16 protein-coding genes and 1 pseudogene are annotated in these 18,446 nt (G+C 68.4%); 11 read left to right on the plus strand and 6 right to left on the minus strand.

Going from position 1 to position 18,446, the window contains the following annotated elements; translation table 11 throughout:
• The first annotated feature begins 47 nt into the window (after window positions 1-47).
• From CDO81_RS14985 to ntrC, 9 genes are all read left to right on the plus strand, one after another.
• Window positions 48-1,034, plus strand: coding sequence for a YncE family protein (locus tag CDO81_RS14985; RefSeq protein WP_088484019.1), 987 nt, complete (start codon window positions 48-50; stop codon window positions 1,032-1,034).
• Window positions 1,034-1,846 carry a polysaccharide deacetylase family protein gene (locus CDO81_RS14990; RefSeq protein ID WP_088484020.1) on the plus strand — a complete coding sequence of 271 codons (813 nt, stop codon included), beginning with the start codon at window positions 1,034-1,036 and terminating at the stop codon, window positions 1,844-1,846. The genes CDO81_RS14985 and CDO81_RS14990 overlap by 1 nt, the downstream gene beginning before the upstream one ends.
• Window positions 1,846-2,820 carry a sterol desaturase family protein gene (locus CDO81_RS14995; RefSeq protein WP_193466505.1) on the plus strand — a complete coding sequence of 325 codons (975 nt, stop codon included), beginning with the start codon at window positions 1,846-1,848 and terminating at the stop codon, window positions 2,818-2,820. The genes CDO81_RS14990 and CDO81_RS14995 overlap by 1 nt, the downstream gene beginning before the upstream one ends.
• Window positions 2,820-3,656, plus strand: a complete 837-nt coding sequence (locus CDO81_RS15000) for an EI24 domain-containing protein (protein ID WP_088484022.1) — start codon at window positions 2,820-2,822, stop codon at window positions 3,654-3,656. Before CDO81_RS14995 ends, CDO81_RS15000 begins: the two co-directional genes overlap by 1 nt.
• A 12-nt stretch (window positions 3,657-3,668) precedes the next feature.
• Complete coding sequence (locus tag CDO81_RS15005; protein ID WP_088484023.1) at window positions 3,669-4,460, plus strand: competence/damage-inducible protein A; 792 nt, start codon at window positions 3,669-3,671, stop codon at window positions 4,458-4,460.
• A gap of 165 nt (window positions 4,461-4,625) precedes the next feature.
• The gene (gene glnA / locus CDO81_RS15010) at window positions 4,626-6,041 is read left to right on the plus strand and encodes a type I glutamate--ammonia ligase (protein ID WP_088484024.1); all 1,416 of its coding nucleotides are present in this window, start codon (window positions 4,626-4,628) and stop codon (window positions 6,039-6,041) included.
• A 99-nt stretch (window positions 6,042-6,140) separates the two neighbouring features.
• Window positions 6,141-6,638 (plus strand): hypothetical protein, encoded by a 498-nt coding sequence (locus tag CDO81_RS15015; RefSeq protein ID WP_088484025.1) that lies wholly within the window; start codon window positions 6,141-6,143, stop codon window positions 6,636-6,638.
• A 35-nt stretch (window positions 6,639-6,673) separates the two neighbouring features.
• Window positions 6,674-7,771: a nitrogen regulation protein NR(II) gene (gene glnL, locus CDO81_RS15020; protein ID WP_088484026.1), complete on the plus strand. Its 1,098-nt coding sequence runs from the start codon at window positions 6,674-6,676 to the stop codon at window positions 7,769-7,771.
• 34 nt (window positions 7,772-7,805) lie between these two features.
• Entirely contained in the window at window positions 7,806-9,281 is a 1,476-nt protein-coding gene (gene ntrC / locus CDO81_RS15025) for a nitrogen regulation protein NR(I) (RefSeq protein ID WP_088484027.1), read from the plus strand.
• Window positions 9,282-9,329: 48 nt separating this feature from the next.
• Here ntrC and CDO81_RS29225 read toward each other — a convergent pair whose 3' ends face one another.
• From CDO81_RS29225 to CDO81_RS15050, 6 genes and pseudogenes are all read right to left on the minus strand, one after another.
• The gene (locus tag CDO81_RS29225) at window positions 9,330-9,986 is read right to left on the minus strand and encodes a protein kinase domain-containing protein (protein ID WP_338139976.1); all 657 of its coding nucleotides are present in this window, start codon (window positions 9,984-9,986) and stop codon (window positions 9,330-9,332) included.
• Window positions 9,987-10,530: 544 nt separating this feature from the next.
• Window positions 10,531-11,049 (minus strand): annotated as a pseudogene (locus CDO81_RS29230) (PP2C family protein-serine/threonine phosphatase); the annotation flags it as partial.
• Window positions 11,049-11,861, minus strand: coding sequence for a formate/nitrite transporter family protein (locus CDO81_RS15035; protein WP_088484028.1), 813 nt, complete (start codon window positions 11,859-11,861; stop codon window positions 11,049-11,051). The pseudogene CDO81_RS29230 and the gene CDO81_RS15035, both read right to left, overlap by 1 nt.
• 28 nt (window positions 11,862-11,889) lie before the next feature.
• On the minus strand, window positions 11,890-12,219 hold the full coding sequence (nirD, locus tag CDO81_RS15040; protein WP_088484029.1) for a nitrite reductase small subunit NirD: 330 nt from the start codon (window positions 12,217-12,219) through the stop codon (window positions 11,890-11,892).
• A 26-nt stretch (window positions 12,220-12,245) separates the two neighbouring features.
• Entirely contained in the window at window positions 12,246-14,774 is a 2,529-nt protein-coding gene (gene nirB, locus CDO81_RS15045) for a nitrite reductase large subunit NirB (RefSeq protein ID WP_088484030.1), read from the minus strand.
• A 305-nt stretch (window positions 14,775-15,079) separates the two neighbouring features.
• On the minus strand, window positions 15,080-16,051 hold the full coding sequence (locus CDO81_RS15050; protein WP_088484031.1) for an MBL fold metallo-hydrolase: 972 nt from the start codon (window positions 16,049-16,051) through the stop codon (window positions 15,080-15,082).
• Between the two features lie 46 nt (window positions 16,052-16,097).
• On the opposite strand from CDO81_RS15050, the gene def reads away from it, so the two are divergent.
• Both def and CDO81_RS15060 read left to right on the plus strand, forming a co-directional pair.
• Window positions 16,098-16,637: a peptide deformylase gene (gene def / locus CDO81_RS15055; protein ID WP_088484032.1), complete on the plus strand. Its 540-nt coding sequence runs from the start codon at window positions 16,098-16,100 to the stop codon at window positions 16,635-16,637.
• Between the two features lie 92 nt (window positions 16,638-16,729).
• The coding region (locus tag CDO81_RS15060; RefSeq protein ID WP_088484033.1) for a DUF6600 domain-containing protein at window positions 16,730-18,446 on the plus strand (1,717 nt) is incomplete at its 3' end.

An 18,446-nucleotide genomic window follows, 5' to 3' on the forward strand; every position in this document is an offset into this window, starting at 1 on the left:
CTTGTACAGGGCGGCAGTGGGCCGCCCTTTTTCTTGGAGTACTCGGCATGTTGCGCAGATGGGTGTTGGCCTTGGGATGGTTGGCTGCAGTGGGGGCCCAGGCCCAGCCGGCGCGTCCGCCCATCTTCGTGCTGAACTCGCTGGACGCCGATGTCTCGGTCGTCGACCCCGTCAGCTTCACGGTGGTGAAGCGCTTTCCCACGGGCAAGGAGCCGCATCACCTCTACCTGTCGCCGGACGAGAAGTCGCTGATCGTGGCCAACGCGCTGGGCGACTCGCTGACCTTCATCGACCCGCGCACGGCGGAAGTCCAGCGCGTGGTGCGCGGCATCCCTGACCCGTATCACCTGCGCTTCTCGCCGGACATGAAGTGGTTCGTCACCGCGTCCAACCGCCTGGACCGCGTGGACCTCTACCGCTGGCAGGGCAGCACCGCCGCCGAGCCGTTGCAGCTGGTCAAGCGCATTGCCGCGCCCAAGACGCCCAGCCACCTGAACATCGACACCAAGAGCACGACGCTGTATGTCAGCCTGCAGGACAGCGACGAGCTGCTGGCCATCGACCTGGCCACGCAGGCCATCAAGTGGAAGCAGCGCGTGGGCAAGATGCCGGCCGACATTTACCTGACGCCCGACGACAAGTTCATTCTCGTGGGCCTCACGGGCGACAAGTTCGTCGAGGTGTGGGACGTGAGCGGCGCCGCGCCCAAGCTGGCCAAGCGTATCGAGACGGGCAATGGCGCCCACTCGTTCCGCGCCTGGGGTGACAAGCGCCATGTGCTGGTCAGCAACCGAGCCGCCAACACCATCAGCAAGATCGACGTGACCACGATGAGCGTGGTTGACCAGTTCCCCGGCCCCTCGGGCCCGGACGACATGGAACTGCTGACCGACGGCAAGACCCTGCTGGTGACCTCGCGCTGGGCCGGCAAGGTGACCGAGATCGACACCACCACCCGCAAGGTGGTGCGGCAGGTCAAGGTCGGCAAGTCGCCGCACGGCATCTGGACGCTGGATCACAAGCCCCGGCTGTGATGCCCCGCGTTCGAAAGTTCCTCGCCAGGATGCTGCTGACGGCCCTGGCGACCTCCACCGCCATGGCGCAGCCGACCTGCGACAAGCCGGTGTACCTCACCTTCGACACCGGCCACATGGGTGTCGCGCCGCTGATTGCCGAGACGCTGAAGCGGCACAACGCGCGGGTCACCTTCTTCCTGGCCAGCGAGCCCACCAAGACTGGCGGCACGACGCTGGACGAGACCTGGGCGCCGTGGTGGCGCGAGCGCGCTGCCGAGGGGCATGACTTCGGCTCGCACACCTGGGATCACGACGTCTTCCTCGAAGACATCCTCGATGCCGAGGGCAAGGTGGTGCGCTTCAAGGTGCGCACGCAGGCCGGCGTGCAGCCACCCGTGGTGCGCGAGCTCACGCCAGAGCAGTACTGCAGCAACCTGAAGAAGGTGGGCGAGCGCTTCACGGCGATGACGGGCAAGCCGCTGTCGCCGCTGTTCCGCGCGCCAGCCGGGCGCACCTCCGCCGCGCTGCTGAACGCGGCCAAGGCCTGTGGCTTCACCCACGTGGGCTGGAGCCGCGCCGGCTTCCTGGGAGACGAGCTGCCGAGCCAGACCTACCCGAACGCCCTGCTGTTGGAGAAGGCCCTGCGGGACATCAAGCCTGGCGACATCCTGCTCGCCCACCTGGGCATCTGGGAACGTCAAGACCCCTGGGCGCCGGCGGTCCTTGAGCCGCTGATGACCGGGCTGGAGCAACGCGGCCTATGCTTCGCCCCGTTGCGAGAACATCCGCGCTATTCGTCGCTGTTTGCGACCCCGCCCAACAAGCCGTGATCGACTGGATTTCCAACACTTTCGACAGCCTGCAACTGGCGCTGTATGAGTCCGTCGTGCAGCCCATCGTCTTCGGCATGGGCCTGGGCAACCTGCTGGAAGACGCCTTCGATGCCACCGGCTGGCTGCTCTGGGGCCTGATCCAGGTGGCCGTGCTGCTGCTGGGCATCGGGCTGCTGGAGCGGCGCTGGCCGGTGGAGCCGGTGACGGATCACGCGGCGGTGCGTACCGATGTGTTTTACACCCTCATCCACCGCCTGGGGCTGGTGCGTCTGCTGATGTTCTTCAGCATTGAGCCGCTGTGGGATGGCATCGCCGGCCAACTGCGCCTGGCGGGCCTGCCGACCTGGCAGCTGGACGGCCTGTGGCCGGGTGTGACCGACGTGGCCTGGGTGAGCTTTGTCATCTATCTGGTGGTCTTTGACTTCGTCAACTACTGGGTGCACCGCGGCCAACACCAGCTCAATGCCTGGTGGGCGCTGCACAGCCTGCATCACAGCCAGCGCCAGATGACGATGTGGAGCGACAACCGCAACCATCTGCTGGATGACGTCATCGTGGCCACCGTCTTCGCGCTGCTGGCGCGGCTGATCGGTGTCGAGCCCGGGCAGTTCGTGGCCATCACCGTCATCACCCAGCTGCACGAGAGCCTGCAGCATGCCAATCTGCGCCTGGGGTTCGGACGCATCGGTGAGCGGCTGCTGGTGAGCCCGCGTTTCCATCGCCTGCACCACAGCATCGGCATCGGGCATGAGTCCGATGGCCGCGGCACGCTGGGCGGCCACAACTTCGGCGTGCTGCTGCCGGTGTGGGACATCCTGTTTCGCACCGCCAACTTCGACACGCGCTTCGACCCCACCGGCGTGCGCGACCAGCTGCCCGAAGAAGGCGGTCGCGACTATGGGCGGGGCTTCTGGTCGCAGCAGTGGCTGGGCCTGCTGCGCTTCTTCGCCTCCTTCAAACGGGCCACCTGATGCAAGGTCTCATCGACGCGTTCTGGCGCGCCGCCGCCTACTGCCTGCACCCGCGCGTCATCGCGCTGTCGCTGCTGCCGCTGGCGATTGGCGGCGTGCTGGTGTTCGGCTTCATGTTCTTCTTCTGGGAAAGCGCCATCGCCAGCGTGCGCGCGACGCTGGAGAACTGGCGTCTGATCGAGAGCCTGCTGCAATGGCTGGACAGCATGGGCCTGCAGTCCTTCCGCAGCGCGCTGGCGGCCATCGTGGTGCTGGCGGGGGTGCTGCCCGTCGTGCTGCTGCTGAGCCTGCTGCTGGTGGCCCTGTGCATGACGCCGGCCATCGTCGGGCTGGTGGCACAGCGGCGCTTTCCGCTGCTCGAGAAGAAGCGCGGCGGCACGCTGGTGCAGAGCGTGCTGGCGTCGCTGGGCGCCACACTGCTGGCGCTGGTGCTCATCGTGCTGTCGATGCCGCTGTGGCTCATCCCGCCGCTGGTGATGGTGTTGCCGCCGCTGATCTGGGGCTGGCTGACCTACCGCGTGTTCGGCTTTGATGTGCTCGCCGAGCACGCCTCCGCCGAGGAGCGCCGCGGCCTGCTGAAGGACCACCGCATCCCCATGCTGACGATGGGCGTCATCAGCGGCTACCTGGGCGCCGTGCCGTCGCTGATCTGGGCGGTGTCGGGCGTCACCGGCGTCATCCTGGCGCCCTTCATGATCCTCGTGGCGATCTGGCTCTACACCCTGGTGTTCGCCTTCTCGACCGCCTGGTTCACCCACTACGCGCTGGCCGCGCTGCAGGCCCGGCGCGCCGCCGAGCCGGTGGCCGAATCGGCCCTCGTGATCGACACCCCCTGAAAGTCGAATGCCATGCAAGTCGGACTCATCATCGTGGGCGACGAGATCCTGTCGGGCAAGCGCCGCGACTCGCACCTCGCCAAGTTCATCGAGCTGCTTGCCGAGCGCGGCATGCAGCTGTCGTGGGCGCAGTACCTGGGCGACGACCGTGAACTGCTGACCGCCCGGCTGCGCGAGGCCTTTGCCAGCGGCCAGCTGGTGGTGAGCTGCGGCGGCATCGGCGCCACGCCCGACGACCACACCCGCCAGGCCGCCGCCGCCGCGCTCGACCGGCCACTGGCCCTGCACCCCGAGGCGCGTGAGCTGATCTGGCTGCGCATCCAGCAGATGGCGGCGGAGCAGGGCAAGACGGTCACTGCAGACGAGCCCGACAGCGTCCGGCGCTTCGAGATGGGCGTGTTCCCCGAGGGCGCCGGGATCATTCCCAACCCGTACAACAAGATTCCGGGTTTCTTCGTCGGCAACGTGCACTTCGTGCCGGGCTTCCCCGTCATGGCCCATCCGATGATGGCCTGGGTGCTCGACCGCTACCCGCAACTGCATCGCCAGGTGGGGGTGCTGGAGCGTTCGCTGATCGTGCAAGGCGCGATGGAAGCCAGCCTCACGCCCCTGATGGAGTCGGTGGAATCGGGCTTTCCGGGCATCAAGGTCTTCAGCCTGCCCAGCGTCGACCATCCGCAGTGGGGGCGCTGCATCGAGCTGGGCGTGAAGGGCGATGCCGAGCAGATGGAAGCCGCCTACGGCGCCCTGAAACAGGGCGTGATCCAGTTTGGTGCAACCATCAGCACTGAGATGGTGCGATAGCCCTGGCCGCGTGAAGAGCTACCGGCCCATAATGTTCGGCGCCACGGGGCGGCTACCCATGTCGGTGCATCTGGCATGCAACCTGCTTTGAATTTCTCCGTGGCCGCTGGCGCGTGTGCGCTGGCGGCAGCATCCCACCCCTCTCGATCCCGCTAGGAGCTTTTGATGGCCAAGACCGTCGCCGATGTGATGAACATGGTGAAGGAAAACGAAGTCAAGTTCGTCGACTTCCGCTTCACCGATACCCGTGGCAAGGAACAGCACGTCTCCGTGCCCGTGTCCGCCTTCGACGAAGACAAGTTCACGTCGGGTCACGCTTTCGACGGCTCCTCGATCGCCGGCTGGAAGGGCATCGAAGCCTCGGACATGCTGCTCATGCCCGATCCGAACACCGCCAACATCGACCCCTTCTTCGAAGAGCCGACGCTGATCCTGTCGTGCGACGTGGTCGACCCTGCCGACGGCAAGGCCTACGAGCGCGATCCGCGCTCCCTGGCCAAGCGCGCCGAGGCCTACCTCAAGGCCTCCGGCCTGGGCGACACCGCCTACTTCGGCCCGGAACCCGAGTTCTTCATCTTCGACAGCGTGCGCTGGGGCAATGAGATGTCCGGCTCGTTCTTCAAGATCGAGTCCGAGGAAGGCGCCTGGAACTCCTCCAAGGAGTACGAGCACGGCAATTCCGGCTACCGTCCCACCGTCAAGGGCGGCTACTTCCCCGTGCCCCCGGTCGACAGCGGCCAGGACATGCGCTCGGAAATGTGCCTGATCCTCGAGCAGATGGGCATCCCGGTCGAAGTGCACCACCACGAAGTGGCCAACGCGGGTCAGATGGAAATCGGCACCAAGTTCAGCTCGCTGGTCCAGCGCGCCGACTGGCTGCAACTGCAGAAGTACATCATCACCAACGTCGCCCATGCCTACGGCAAGACGGCCACGTTCATGCCCAAGCCGCTCGTCGGCGACAACGGCAGCGGCATGCACGTTCACCAGTCAGTCTGGAAGGACGGCAAGAACCTGTTCGCGGGTGACGGCTACGCCGGCCTGAGCGAGTTCGCGCTGTACTACATCGGCGGCATCATCAAGCACGCCCGTGCGCTGAACGCCATCACCAACCCCGGCACCAACAGCTACAAGCGCCTGGTGCCCGGCTTCGAAGCCCCGGTGAAGCTGGCCTACTCGGCCAAGAACCGCTCGGCCTCGATCCGCATCCCCTATGTCGCCAACCCGAAGGGCCGCCGCATCGAAGCGCGCTTCCCGGACCCCTCCGCCAACCCCTACCTGGCCTTCTCGGCCCTGCTGATGGCTGGCCTGGACGGCGTGGAGAACAAGATCCACCCGGGCGAAGCCGCCACGAAGGACCTGTACCACCTGCCGCCGGAAGAAGACGCGAAGATCCCGACCGTCTGCCACAGCCTCGACCAGGCCCTCGAGTACCTCGACAAGGACCGTGCCTTCCTGACCAAGGGCGGCGTGTTCACGGACAGCTACATCGACGCCTACATCGACCTGAAGATGCAGGAGGTGACCCGCTTCCGCATGGCGACCCACCCGGTCGAGTTCGACATGTACTACGCGCTGTGATGGCCATGGGCAGCACGCACGCTGCCTCTGACATCCCCACCGAAGGGGGCCGCTGGCGCGGCCCCTTTTTTGTTGCCGCATCTGGGCCACAATTCCGGCATGCTGAATCGACTGCTGGCACCGCTGCTTGTCCTGGCGAGCCTGGGCGCGCAAGCCCAGGGCACGGTCTACCGTTGCCCCGGCCCGCCGGTCCTCTACACCGACGCGCTGTCGGCCAAGGAGGCCGCGGAAAAGGGTTGCCGCACGATCGAGGGCACGCCCATCACCGTGCTGCAGACGGCCAAGCCACGACCGGGCAACGCGCCAGCGGCCAGCTCGGACAGCGGAGCGCGCAGTGGTGACACCCGTGTCGACGCCGGGCAGCAGCGGGTGCGCGATGACGAGCGGCGTCGCGTGCTGCAGACCGAATTGCGCCAGGCCGAGGAGCGCCTGGCCAATGCGCAGAAGGAATTCAACAACGGCCAGGGCGAGCGCCGCGGCGACGAGCGCAACTACCAGAAGTACCTGGATCGCATGGCCGAACTCAAGGAAAACATCGCCCGCTACGAGGCCGATGTGCAAGCGCTCAAGCGCGAGATCGCCAAACTTCCCTCCTAGGGCCGATGGCGCCCGGGGAGGCTCTTCCCAGCGCCATGACTGACAACTTCTTGCTGCCGGCCGAGTTTGCCGGCCTGGACCTGCTGGCCACGATGGTCGTCGTCGCCAGTGCCGACGGCGAATGCCTGTTCGCCAATGCCGCCTTCGAGAACGTGATGCGCCTGTCGCGGCGCACCGTGCAGAAGGCCCAGCTGCCCGATTGGTTCGACGACCCCCAACGCCTGACCGAGACGTTGGCCGGCGTCGCCGCCAACCACTACTCCAGCAGCCGCTTCGATGCGCTGCTGCGGCGTGGCGCCTGGGCGCCCGAAGATGGCCTGCCCGTGCATGTCATCGTGTCGCAGATGGAGGCCGGTGCCGAGAACGCGCCACGGGTGCTGGTGGAACTCATCGAGATCGCCCAGCAGGCGCGGCAGGACCGCGACGAGCGCAACCTCGACCAGGTGCAGGCCACCAAGGAGCTCACGCGCAACCTCGCGCACGAGATCAAGAACCCGCTCGGTGGCATCCGTGGGGCCGCGCAGCTCCTCGCGCTGGAACTGCAGGAGGGCAACCCCGAGCTGACCGAGTACACCCAGGTCATCGTGCACGAGGTCGACCGCCTGCAGAGCCTGGTGGACCGGCTGCTCGCCCCGCACCGCAAGGCCCAGGTGGTGGGCGACGTGAACATCCATGAAATCTGCGAGCGGGTGAGGGCGCTGGTGCTGATCGAGCATCCCAAGGGCCTGACCATCACCCGCGACTACGACACCTCGCTGCCCGATTTCCGCGGCGACCGCGAGCAGCTGATCCAGATGGTGCTCAACATCGTGCAGAACGCGGCCCAGGTGTTGGGGCCTCGCATGGCCGTGGGTGACGCCCACATCGTGCTGCGCACGCGCGTCGCCCGGCAGGTGACGATCGGTAAGCAGCGGTGGCGCTTGGCATTGGAATTGCATATCGAGGACAACGGTCCCGGCGTCCCCGCCGAGATCCGGGATCGCATCTTCTTCCCCCTGGTCTCCGGACGGGAAGGCGGCTCGGGCCTCGGACTCACGCTCGCGCAGACGATCGCCCAGCAACACCAGGGCATGATCGATTGCGAGAGCGAGCCGGGTTTGACGAATTTCCGAATCACATTGCCACTGCCCTGAGGTCACGAGCCCGCCGGCACGGCCGAGGAACCGAATGAAATCCATCTGGGTTGTAGACGACGACCACTCGATCCGCTTCGTGCTCGAGAAGGCCCTGGCCCGCGAAGGCCTGCCGGTGCGCAGCTTCAGCAATGCGCGCGACATGCTCAGCGCGCTCGACGACGACGTGCCGCAGGTGTTGGTCTCCGACATCCGCATGCCCGGCGGCTCGGGGCTGGAGCTGCTGGCCAAGGTCAAGGCCCGGCTGCCCGCGCTGCCCGTCATCATCATGACGGCGTACTCTGATCTGGACAGCGCCGTGTCGGCCTTCCAGGGCGGTGCCTTCGAGTACCTGCCCAAGCCCTTCGACCTGCCGCGTGCGGTCGAGTTGATCCGCCGCGCGCAGGAAGAAAGCCAACGGGAGGCCGGTGAGCAGGAGGCCGCGGCCCAGGTGCCCGAGATGCTCGGCCAGGCACCGGCCATGCAAGACGTCTTCCGCGCCATCGGCCGGCTGTCGCAGAGCAACGTGACGGTCATGATCACCGGCGAGAGTGGCTCGGGCAAGGAGCTCGTCGCCCGCGCCCTGCACAAGCACAGCCCGCGCGGCGAGGGCCCGTTCGTGGCCATCAACACCGCGGCCATCCCGAAGGACCTGCTGGAGAGCGAGCTCTTCGGCCACGAGCGCGGCGCCTTCACCGGCGCTCAGGCCTCGCGGCGCGGGCGCTTCGAGCAGGCCGATGGCGGCACGCTCTTCCTGGACGAAATCGGCGACATGCCCTTCGAGCTGCAGACGCGCCTGTTGCGCGTGCTGTCGGACGGTCAGTTCTACCGCGTCGGTGGACACAGCCCGCTGCGCAGCAATGTGCGTGTCATCGCCGCCACCCACCAGAACCTGGAAGAGCGCGTGCGCCAGGGCGTGTTCCGCGAGGACTTGTTCCACCGCCTGAACGTCATCCGCCTGCGCCTGCCACCGCTGCGCGAGCGCAAGGAAGACGTGCCGGCCCTGGCGCGCCATTTCCTGCAGCGCAGCGCGACCGAGCTCGGCGTGGAGCCCAAGCGGCTCAGCGACGCGGCGCTCGCGGTGCTTACCCACTTCGAGTTTCCCGGCAACGTGCGGCAGCTGGAAAACATCTGCCACTGGCTCAGCGTGATGGCGCCCAGCCAGGTCATCGAGCCCAAGGACCTGCCGGACGAACTCCAGCCAGGCTACGTGCCCGCGCCCGGCAGTTCACCCATGACCAGCCCCGCGCCTGCGCCACTGGCCGCGGCTGCGTTGCCGGCCGTCGCTCCCACGCCGGCCAACACCAGCAGCGGCGAAGGCTGGCTCGCCGACATGGCGGCCGACGCCCGTGCCCGCCTGGCCGCTGGCGAAACCGACGTGTGGGACGCGCTCACCAAGCGTTTCGAGGCCCAGCTCATCCTGACCGCGCTGGACATCACGCGGGGCCGCCGCATCGAGGCCGCGCAAAAGCTCGGCATCGGGCGCAACACCATCACGCGCAAGATCCAGGAGCTGGGGCTGGACGTCTGACGGCGGCCGCCGCGGCCCGCCGAAGAAGGGCCTGGTCTGTCTCGGGGCTCAACGCCCATGGACCCGCAGCGCCAGCAGCACCAGCGTCGCCAGGGCGAATAGCAGCGTCAGCCCCTGCCAGAAGAGCAGGGGATGGCGTTGCTGCAGCGGCAAGCGGTCGTGCCGCGTGAACTCCAGACCCGGCGCGTACAGGTCATGAATGAACTCCGACAGCGCCTGCTGGCGCCTCGCCGGCTGCGCATGCAAGGCCTTCCTGAGCACCCGGTCCAGCCATTCCGGCAGGTCGGGGCGGCGCGTGCGCAGGGGCACGTAATGCAGCTTGTGCAGGTCGCGCTCGCTGCGCACCCGTGGCACGTCCAGGCCGTAAGGGAGCGCGCCGGCCAGCATCTGGTAGGCCAGCACGGCCAGCGAGAAAAGCTCGGCCAGCGGTGTACCTCCCCGCCCCGTGAAGTACTCCGGCGCGGTGTATTGCAGCGTGCCTGCCAGTTCGAGCGCACGAGCGTCGCCCAGGCCCTCGCTCAGGCCCGCGACATGGGCCGATGCCAGATCGATCAGCACGACCGTGCCGTGTCTGTCGATGAGAAGGTTCTCGGGCCGCAGGTCCTGGTGCAGCATCTCCTTGCGGTGCAGGGCCAGGAGCCCGCGAGCGATCTGCTCGACCAGACCGCGCACCTCGGCCAGCCCGGGGTGCGGATGATCGATCATCCATTGCGCCAGCGTCTGACCGTGAATGAACTCGACGGCGGTGAACAGAAACTCGCGTCTGCGCCTCAGCCGGCGCCGCCTTGATGACGTGGGGGCTGTCCACCCGCCGCGCCACCCACTCCTCGCAGGCGAAGCGATCCAGCTCCCGCGCGCTGGCGGCTAGATGGGCGCTGGGCAGCTTCAGCGCCCATTCACGGCCCTGGGCGTCCACGGCCAGCACGACCTGACTGCGCGCGGTCTGCTGCAGCTCACGGACGACCAGGTACGCCTCAAAGCGCTGGCCCGCTGCGAGTCGCGGTGGCAGGCGAAGCCCATCTCGGCGGATAGGTGCCGCGAGTGAACCGGGCAGGGCTTCGACGCGGGCCAGCATCACGGTCGCGTTGTCCGGGCTGCCGCGGGCGATGGCGGTGTTGACCAGCGCACGCGCAGCCGCCTGCAGATCATCAGGCTGGCCGCTCAAGGCGTTCTGCACGGCGGCGACGTCCAGGTACTCGTAAGCCCCGTCCGTCGCCAGCAGGAAGGTCTCGCCCAGCTCGACGGGCCAGCAGGCGTGATCGGCCTCCAGGTGCGGGACGAGGCCCAGCGCCCGCCCGAGGTAGGCCTGGCCGCCCTCCACGCGCACGCGGTGATCCTGGCTGAGTTGCTCCAGGGCCTGGGCGTGCACGCGGTAGGCCCGCGTGTCGCCCACGTGCAGCAGATGCACCTCACGCCCCTTGAAGACCAGCGCGCTGAAGGTGCAGACGTAGCCGCGATCCTTGTTGAAGCGCCCGTCGCCGCGCTGCGTCTGCGCATGCAGCCAGGCGTTGGTGGCCGCCAGCACGCAGTGGGCAGCGCGGCGCACCGTCCAGGCCTCGGAGGTGCCGTAGTAGTCCTCCAGGAAGCCGCGCACCGCAGCGGCGCTGGCGATCTGGCTCACGGGGCTGCTGCTGATGCCGTCGGCGATGGCCAGGGCGATGCCGCGTGAGCGGCGCTGGGCGTTGGTCGGCTGGGCGACGCCGTGGAAGTCCTGGTTGTGCGGCTTGCGGCCGGCCTCGGAGTGCTGGCCGACGGACAGCCGCAGCATCAGGACAGGGCCCGTTTCGGGGCTGTCTTGTAATGCGTCGAGTACAGCGTCAGGCCGACGAAGGTCAGGCCACCGACGAGGTTGCCCAGCACGGTGGGGATTTCGTTCCAGATCAGATAGTCCATCAGCGTGAACTGGCCGCCCAGCATCAGGCCCGACGGGAACAGGAACATGTTGACGATGCTGTGCTCGAAGCCCATGTAGAAGAACACCATGATGGGCATCCACATGCCGATGGCCTTGCCCGAGACCGACGTGGACATCATGGCGGCGACAACGCCGGTCGACACCATCCAGTTGCACAGCACGCCGCGGATGAAGAGCGTGAGCATGCCCGCGGCGCCATGGGCCGCGTAGCCCACGGTGCGGCCTTCGCCGATGTGGCCGATCTTCTGGCCCACGGCATTGGGCGCCTCGCTGAAGCCGAACGTGAAGATGATGGCCATGAAGACCGCCACCGTCAGCGCACCGGCAAAGTTGCCCAAGAACACCAGCGTCCAGTTGCGGAACACGCCGCCCCAGGTGGCGCCGGGGCGCTTGTCGAGCACGGCCAGCGGCACGAGCGTGAACACGCCGGTCAGCAGATCGAAGCCCATCAGGTAGAGCATGATGAAGCCGACCGGAAACAACAGCGCGCCGATCAACGGGTTGCCGGTGTTGACGCTGACCGTCACCGCGAAGGCCGCCGCCAGCGCCAGGATGGCGCCGGCCATGTAGGCACGGATCAGGGTGTCGCGGGTGGACATCAGCAGCTTGGATTCACCGGCGTCCACCATCTTGGTGACGAACTCGGTCGGAACGACGTAGGCCATGGGTTGTCTCTTCTTTCGTGGGATTGGTTCAGTTCAGGGCCACCAGCACGCGGCCGTCCTGCACCTGCACGGCATGGGCGCGCACCGATTGCTCCGGCGCCTCCAGGCACTCGCCGGTCTGCAGGTCGAAATGGTTCTTGTAGAGCGGCGATGCGACGACGACACGCTCGCCGAGGTTGCCGACCAGGCCGCGCGACAGCACGCTGGCGCCCGAGCGCGGATCGATGTTGTCGATGGCATGGAAGCGGTCGTTGCCGATGCGGAACACGGCCACGTGGCGGCCCTCCACCAGCGCGGCGACGCCGGTGTTGGGCAGGATCTGGTCGACGCTGCAGATGGGGGTGAAGCGTTGGCTCATGCGGGGCTCCTGGGGGTTCAGGCGGTTCAGGCCGTTTGGGCTTCGACCGCGCGGCGTTCGTCCGCGCGTGCGGGGCGGATCTGGCCGCGCTCGTCCACGAAGACGATGTGCTCATCGGCCTTGTCACTGTTGACGAAGCTGCGGAAGCGCTGGCGCACGGCTGGCGTGGTGACGGCGGTCTTCCACTCGCACTGATAGGTGTCGACGACGGCCTGCATCTGCGCTTCCAGCTCGGCGCCCAGGCCCAGGCTGTCGTGGACGATGACGTTGCGCAGGTAGTCCAGCCCGCCTTCCATGTTGTCTCGCCAGGTACTGGTGCGCTGCAGCCGGTCGGCGGTGCGCACGTAGAACATCAGGAAGCGGTCGATGAACTTGATCAGGTCGGCCTTGGACAGATCGCTGGCGATCAGCTCGGCGTGGCGTGGCTTCATGCCACCATTGCCGCAGACGTACAGGTTCCAGCCCTTGTCGGTGGCGATGATGCCCACGTCCTTGCCCTGCGCCTCCGCGCACTCGCGGGTGCAGCCGGAGACGCCGAACTTGATCTTGTGCGGCGCGCGCAGGCCCTTGTAGCGGTTCTCGATCTCCACCGCGAGGCCGACTGAATCGTCCACGCCATAGCGGCACCAGGTGCTGCCCACGCAGCTCTTCACGGTGCGCAACGACTTGCCGTAGGCGTGGCCGCTCTCGAAGCCGGCCGCGATGAGTTCCTCCCAGATCAGCGGCAGCTGCTCGACGCGGGCGCCGAACATGTCGACCCGCGCGCCACCGGTGATCTTGGTGTACAGGCCGTACTTCTTGGCGATCTGGCCGACGGCGATGAGGCCGTCGGGTGTGACCTCACCACCCGGCATGCGCGGCACGACCGAGTAGCTGCCGTCCTTCTGGATATTGCCCAGGAAGTAGTCGTTGCTGTCCTGCAGGGCAGCGAGCTCGGGCTTGAGCACGAATTCGTTCCAGCACGACGCGAAGATGCTGGCCGCAGCGGGCTTGCAGATGTCGCAGCCCAGGCCGCGGCCGTGCTTGGCCAGCAGGTCGCTGAAGGTCTTGAGCCCGCCGACGCGGATCAGGTGGTAGAGCTCCTGGCGGGAATGCGGGAAGTGCTCGCAGAGGTGGTTGTTGACGGCCATGCCGCGCCGGGCCATCTCGAACTTCATGACCTGGGTGACCAGCGGCACGCAGCCGCCGCAGGTGGCGCCGGCCCGGGTCGTGGCCTTGATCTCGCCCATGCTCGTGCAGCCGCTGCCCACCGCGGCGCAGATCTGGCCCTTGGTCACGTTGTTGCACGAGCACAGCTGCGCGCCCTCGGGCAGCGCATCCGGGCCGATGCCGGCGGGCGCCTTGCCGTCGCTGCTGGGCAGGATCAGGAACTCGGGCTCGGGCGGCAGCTGGATGCCATTCAGGGCCATCTGCAGCAGGGTCCCGTATTCGTCGGCATTGCCCACGAGCACGGCACCCAGCAGCGATTGGCCGTCCGCGCTGACGACGATCTTCTTGTAGACCTGCTTGCGCTCGTCCACGTACTGGTAGCTGCGGCAGCCTGCGGTCTTGCCGTGCGCATCGCCGATGCTGGCCACGTCGACGCCCATGAGCTTGAGCTTGGTGCTCATGTCGGCGCCGGTGAAGGTGGCTTCGGCATCGCCGGCCAGATGGCGCGCGGCCACACGGGCCATCTCGTAGCCCGGAGCGACCAGGCCGAAGGTCTGCTCGTGCCAGGACGCCACCTCGCCGATGGCGTAGATGTGCCGGTCGCTGCTGCGGCAGTGGTCGTCGATGACCACGCCGCCGCGCGGGCCGATGGCCAGCACGCACTGGCGCGCGAGTTCGTCCCGCGGGCGGATGCCGGCGGAGAACACCAGCATGTCGGTCTCCAGCCAACTGCCGTCGTTGAACACGAGCCGGTGCCGGGCTGCAGCGCCATCGGTGATCTCGACGGTGTTGCGGCTGGTGTGCACCGTCACGCCGAGGGCCTCGATCTTCTCGCGCAGCATGCGGCCGCCGGTGTCGTCGACCTGCACCGCCATCAGGCGTGGCGCGAACTCCACCACATGCGTCTGCAGCCCCATGTCGCGCAGCGCCTTGGCGCATTCCAGCCCGAGCAGGCCCCCCCCGATCACCACGCCGCTGCGCGAGGTGCGGCCGCTGGCCTGCATGCCCTGCAGGTCTTCGATGGTGCGGTACACGTGGCAATGCGCACGCTCGCGGCCCGGCACGGCGGGCACAAAAGGGTAGGAGCCGGTGGCCAGCACCAGGCGGTCGTAGTGCAGCACCTCGCCATCGGCCAGCGTGACCGTGCGGTCGCGGCGCTCGACCGCGATGACGCGGGCGCCCAGGCGCAGCGTGAAGCCGGTCTGCTCAAAAAAGCCAGGCGGCACCAGCGACAGGTCCTCGGCGCTCTTGCCCGAGAAGAACTCGGACAGATGCACCCGGTCGTAGGCGGGCCGGGGTTCCTCGCAGAGCACGGTCACCTGCAGGCCGGCAGCCGCCGGCTGCTCGGCAAGACTTTCGAGGAACTTCTGGCCGACCATTCCATGGCCGATGAGGAGGATGTGCATGGTGTGTACGGGCGAAGCGGTGCGCTGGCCGGCCGCAGGGAGCGCTGTCGGCCGGCACCAGTAAAAAAGGCCCCGAGAGCAGCGGGCTGCTCGGTCGGGGCCTGGGATGAGTTCGCCGTCGTTGGCGATGCCGCTGGGGCAGAGGGCCGCTGCGGCGCGGCGCCTCGCAGGGGTTTACGCAAGAGCCGTGCCTAGGGCACCCGTCGGCGGGGCTCCCGGCAATTCAGGCGGCGTGCCGTTGGCGGACGGGCTGCGGGCACTGGCCCGGTGCGATGCGGTGCACCGCGGCGGGGCGGGGCGCCCCGTCAGCGAGCCGGGCGGTCCAGCCAGACGGCCAGCCCCTGGGCATTGAGCTCGGCGTCCATCGCCAGCGCCTCGGCCGCGAAGGCGTCCGTCCCCGACCAGCCGCGGTCACGCAGCGCAGCCTGCCAGCGCGCCATCAGGCCGGCCTTGAGCCGGGCATGGCGGTCGGGCGCGTCGCGCAACGACAGGGCCAAGGCGCTGATGTCGTCGATCTGGTCCCGCAACTCAGCCGCCAACTGCCGCACCTCGGCCTGCGATTGGCCAACGGCGCCGTAGTGGGTGAGGTACATCCGCAGCGGCTCGAAGCCCAGCATGCGCTGGAGGCTGGCCTTCAGCGGCTCAGGCTCGAACTGCACCGGCGTCGTGGTCGGTAGCGCCCAGGGGCGGCCGTCCACATCGAACTCCCGGTAGGAAAGTCCGAAGGTGTCACCCGTGAACCAGCCGCGGCTGGCCTGGTCCCAGATGACATGGTGATGCCGTGCATGGCCCGGCGCATCGATCAGCAGCAGCGGGCGGCCGGCCAGCGAGATGACCTGACCGTCATGGCTGGCCTCGGCGCGCTCGGCCGGCACGGGCACCAGCTTGCCGTAGCTGCGCTGCATCTCTTCATCGCCATACACGGCCAGGGCGCCCAGCCACAGGGCCTTGGGGTCCACCATGTGCCGCAGCCCGCGCGGATGCACCAGCGCGCGGGCGCGGGGCAGGGCGTCCATCAGCAGGCCCACGCCGCCGGCATGGTCCAGGTGCACATGCGTAGGGATGACCCAGTCCACGGCGTCGCGGGCCAGGCCAAGGGCGTCCAGCGCCGCCAGCAGCCGAGGCACGGCGTGGTTGGTGCCGGTGTCGACGAAGGCGGCACGGCCGGACTCGACGATCAGGTAGGCCGCGTCGAAGCGGGGGCGCTGGAAGCCGGTGTCGATGGCGTAGACGCCGTGGCCAAGGTCTTCGAGAAAGTCGGGCAGGGGAGCGGGCATGGCGGGGTTTCTAGAATGGCCGGCACGATAGCCGAAGGAGGCCCGCTTGGCCGTTCACGAGATTTTGAAGATGGGCGACCCGCGTCTGCTGCGCGTGGCCCAGCCGGTCACCGCGTTCGGCACGCCGGAGCTCAAGGCGCTGATCGCTGACATGTTCGAGACCATGGCCGCCGCCAACGGGGCAGGTCTGGCGGCGCCGCAGATCGGTGTGGACCTGCGGCTCGTCATCTTTGGCTACACCAAGAACGTGCGCTACCCCGAAGCGCCACCGGTGCCGCCTACCGTGCTCATCAACCCGGTCATCGAAGTACTCGATGGCGGGCAGACCGAGGGCTGGGAAGGCTGCCTGTCGGTGCCCGGGCTGCGCGGCGTGGTGGCGCGGCATGAGCGCATCCGCTACACCGGCTTCGATGCCGAGGGCCAGCCCATCGACCGCGTGGCGGACGGTTTTCATGCGCGCGTGGTGCAGCATGAGTGCGACCACCTCGACGGCATCCTGTACCCGATGCGCGTCACGGATTTCACGCGCTTTGGCTACACCTCGGTGCTCTTTCCCGAGCTCGACCCCAACGCCGACGACGACTGACCGGCGCGGCCCGCCCGATTGCAACGTTTGTAAGCGCTGTGCACCTCCTCGGGGTCTGGCGCGTTGCGTGCCCATAACAGGAGGAACACGCCATGGCCTCGACCGCCGCCTCAGCTCCCAAGCTCGTCCTCAATCGCCGCGCGTGGCGAGTGCTCGCCCTGACGCTGCTGGTGGCGCTGGCGCCCGGTGCCAAGGCGCAGGACGGCGATCGCGACCCGCCGACCCGGGCGGCGCGGGTGGTGGACGTCATCGGCGACGCCTGGCTGTTCGACCATGACACCCGTGAGTGGGTGCGCATCACGCGCAACCAGACCGTGGCCGAAGGTGACCGCCTGCGGACCGACGACCGCGCGCGCGTGAGCCTGCGCGCCGGCTCCACCACCATCTGGCTGGACGAGCGCAGCGACCTGGAACTGAGCCAGCTCGACGAAGACCGCACCCTGCTGCAACTGGACCGTGGCGACGTGGCCGTGCGCCTGCGCACCGCAGAGAACGCCGCCGAGACCCGTCTGCGCACCCGCGAAGGCACGGCGCAGCCGGAACGTGAAGGCCTGTACCGCGTGGAGCAGCTTGACCGCGGCACCAAGGTCTACGTCTGGCAAGGCCGCATGCGCTTTGACTGGGCGCGCGGCGCCATGCCCGTGTCGATGGGTACCGGCGAGCAGGTGGAACTCTGGTGGCCCGACAGCCCGCGCGCCGAGCGTGGCCCGCTGTACAGCGACGGTTTCGGCGACTGGGTGCTGGCCGAGAGTCGCGAGGAAGGCGACCGGCCCGTGGCCCGCTATGTGTCGCCCGAGATGACGGGCGCCGAAGACCTGGACCGTTATGGCCGCTGGGAGACCGCACCTGACTACGGCCCGGTGTGGATCCCGACGACCGTCGTGGTGGCCGACTGGGCGCCCTACCGCTATGGGCGCTGGGTGTGGTCGCGGCACTGGGGCTGGACCTGGGTGGACGACGCGCCCTGGGGCTTTGCGCCCTTCCACTACGGCCGCTGGGTGAGCTGGGGCGGGCGCTGGTGCTGGTCGCCCGGGCCCTATGTGCATCGCCCGGTGTATGCGCCGGCCCTGGTGGGCTGGGTGGGTGGCGGGACCTCGGTCAGCGTCAACATCACCATCGGCAATCGCCCGCCGCCGCCGCGCTTCGGCTGGTACCCGCTGGCGCCTCGCGAGGTTTACGTGCCGGCCTACCGCCATACGCCGCGCTATGTGAGCCGCATCAACGACCCGCGCGACCTGCGGGACCCGGTCACCGTGCAGCGCCCGCACCGCTACCGCGAGGTGCCGGCCGCCGTCAGCGTGCTGCCGGCGCCGGGGGCGGGCATCCAGCCGCTGCCGGTGCGCGGCCCCGACCGCAAGCCTGACCCTGGCTGGGTGCGCCCGCTGCCGGTGGCCCCGGGCCGTGGCGACCTGGCCGCCGTGCTGCCTGCGCTGCCGACCCGCGCGGTGGACGCCGAGCCGCAGCGCCGCGTGCCCCGCACGCCGGACGGCAACATGGGCTGGCGCAGCGAAGGCCAGGTGCCTGTGCGCCGTGATGCACGCGGGCCGGAAATGCCCGCGCAACTGCCGCCGGCCGTCGCCAACACCGTACCCATGCCAGCCGTCCAGCAGCCGGCTGGCCTGCCGATGCGCACCGGCCAGGAGCCGGCGCCCCGCACGGGTGACAACATGCCCTGGCGCGCGCAGCAGCAGCGCGATCTGCAGCAGCGAGACCAGCAGCAACGCGACATGCAACAGCAGCGCGAGGCCCAGCAGCAGCGCGAGTTGCAGCAGCGCCGGGACATGGAGCAGCAGCGCGAGCAGCAGCAGC

The organism is Roseateles puraquae (assembly GCF_002205845.1).
GTDB classification, from domain to species: Bacteria; Pseudomonadota; Gammaproteobacteria; order Burkholderiales; family Burkholderiaceae_C; genus Pelomonas; species Pelomonas puraquae.

Bases quoted from the DNA above. Each gene is read 5' to 3' on its own strand.
- CDO81_RS29225 (WP_338139976.1), bottom strand. From the start codon at position 9,986: ATGATCGATCATCCGCACCCCGGGCTGGCCGAGGTGCGCGGTCTGGTC.
- CDO81_RS15035 (WP_088484028.1), bottom strand. From the start codon at position 11,861: ATGGCCTACGTCGTTCCGACCGAGTTCGTCACCAAGATGGTGGACGCC.
- CDO81_RS14990 (WP_088484020.1), top strand. From the start codon at position 1,034: ATGCCCCGCGTTCGAAAGTTCCTCGCCAGGATGCTGCTGACGGCCCTG.
- CDO81_RS15005 (WP_088484023.1), top strand. From the start codon at position 3,669: ATGCAAGTCGGACTCATCATCGTGGGCGACGAGATCCTGTCGGGCAAG.
- nirB (WP_088484030.1), bottom strand. From the start codon at position 14,774: ATGCACATCCTCCTCATCGGCCATGGAATGGTCGGCCAGAAGTTCCTC.
- CDO81_RS15050 (WP_088484031.1), bottom strand. From the start codon at position 16,051: ATGCCCGCTCCCCTGCCCGACTTTCTCGAAGACCTTGGCCACGGCGTC.
- glnA (WP_088484024.1), top strand. From the start codon at position 4,626: ATGGCCAAGACCGTCGCCGATGTGATGAACATGGTGAAGGAAAACGAA.
- ntrC (WP_088484027.1), top strand. From the start codon at position 7,806: ATGAAATCCATCTGGGTTGTAGACGACGACCACTCGATCCGCTTCGTG.
- CDO81_RS14985 (WP_088484019.1), top strand. From the start codon at position 48: ATGTTGCGCAGATGGGTGTTGGCCTTGGGATGGTTGGCTGCAGTGGGG.
- CDO81_RS15000 (WP_088484022.1), top strand. From the start codon at position 2,820: ATGCAAGGTCTCATCGACGCGTTCTGGCGCGCCGCCGCCTACTGCCTG.
- CDO81_RS15015 (WP_088484025.1), top strand. From the start codon at position 6,141: ATGCTGAATCGACTGCTGGCACCGCTGCTTGTCCTGGCGAGCCTGGGC.
- nirD (WP_088484029.1), bottom strand. From the start codon at position 12,219: ATGAGCCAACGCTTCACCCCCATCTGCAGCGTCGACCAGATCCTGCCC.
- glnL (WP_088484026.1), top strand. From the start codon at position 6,674: ATGACTGACAACTTCTTGCTGCCGGCCGAGTTTGCCGGCCTGGACCTG.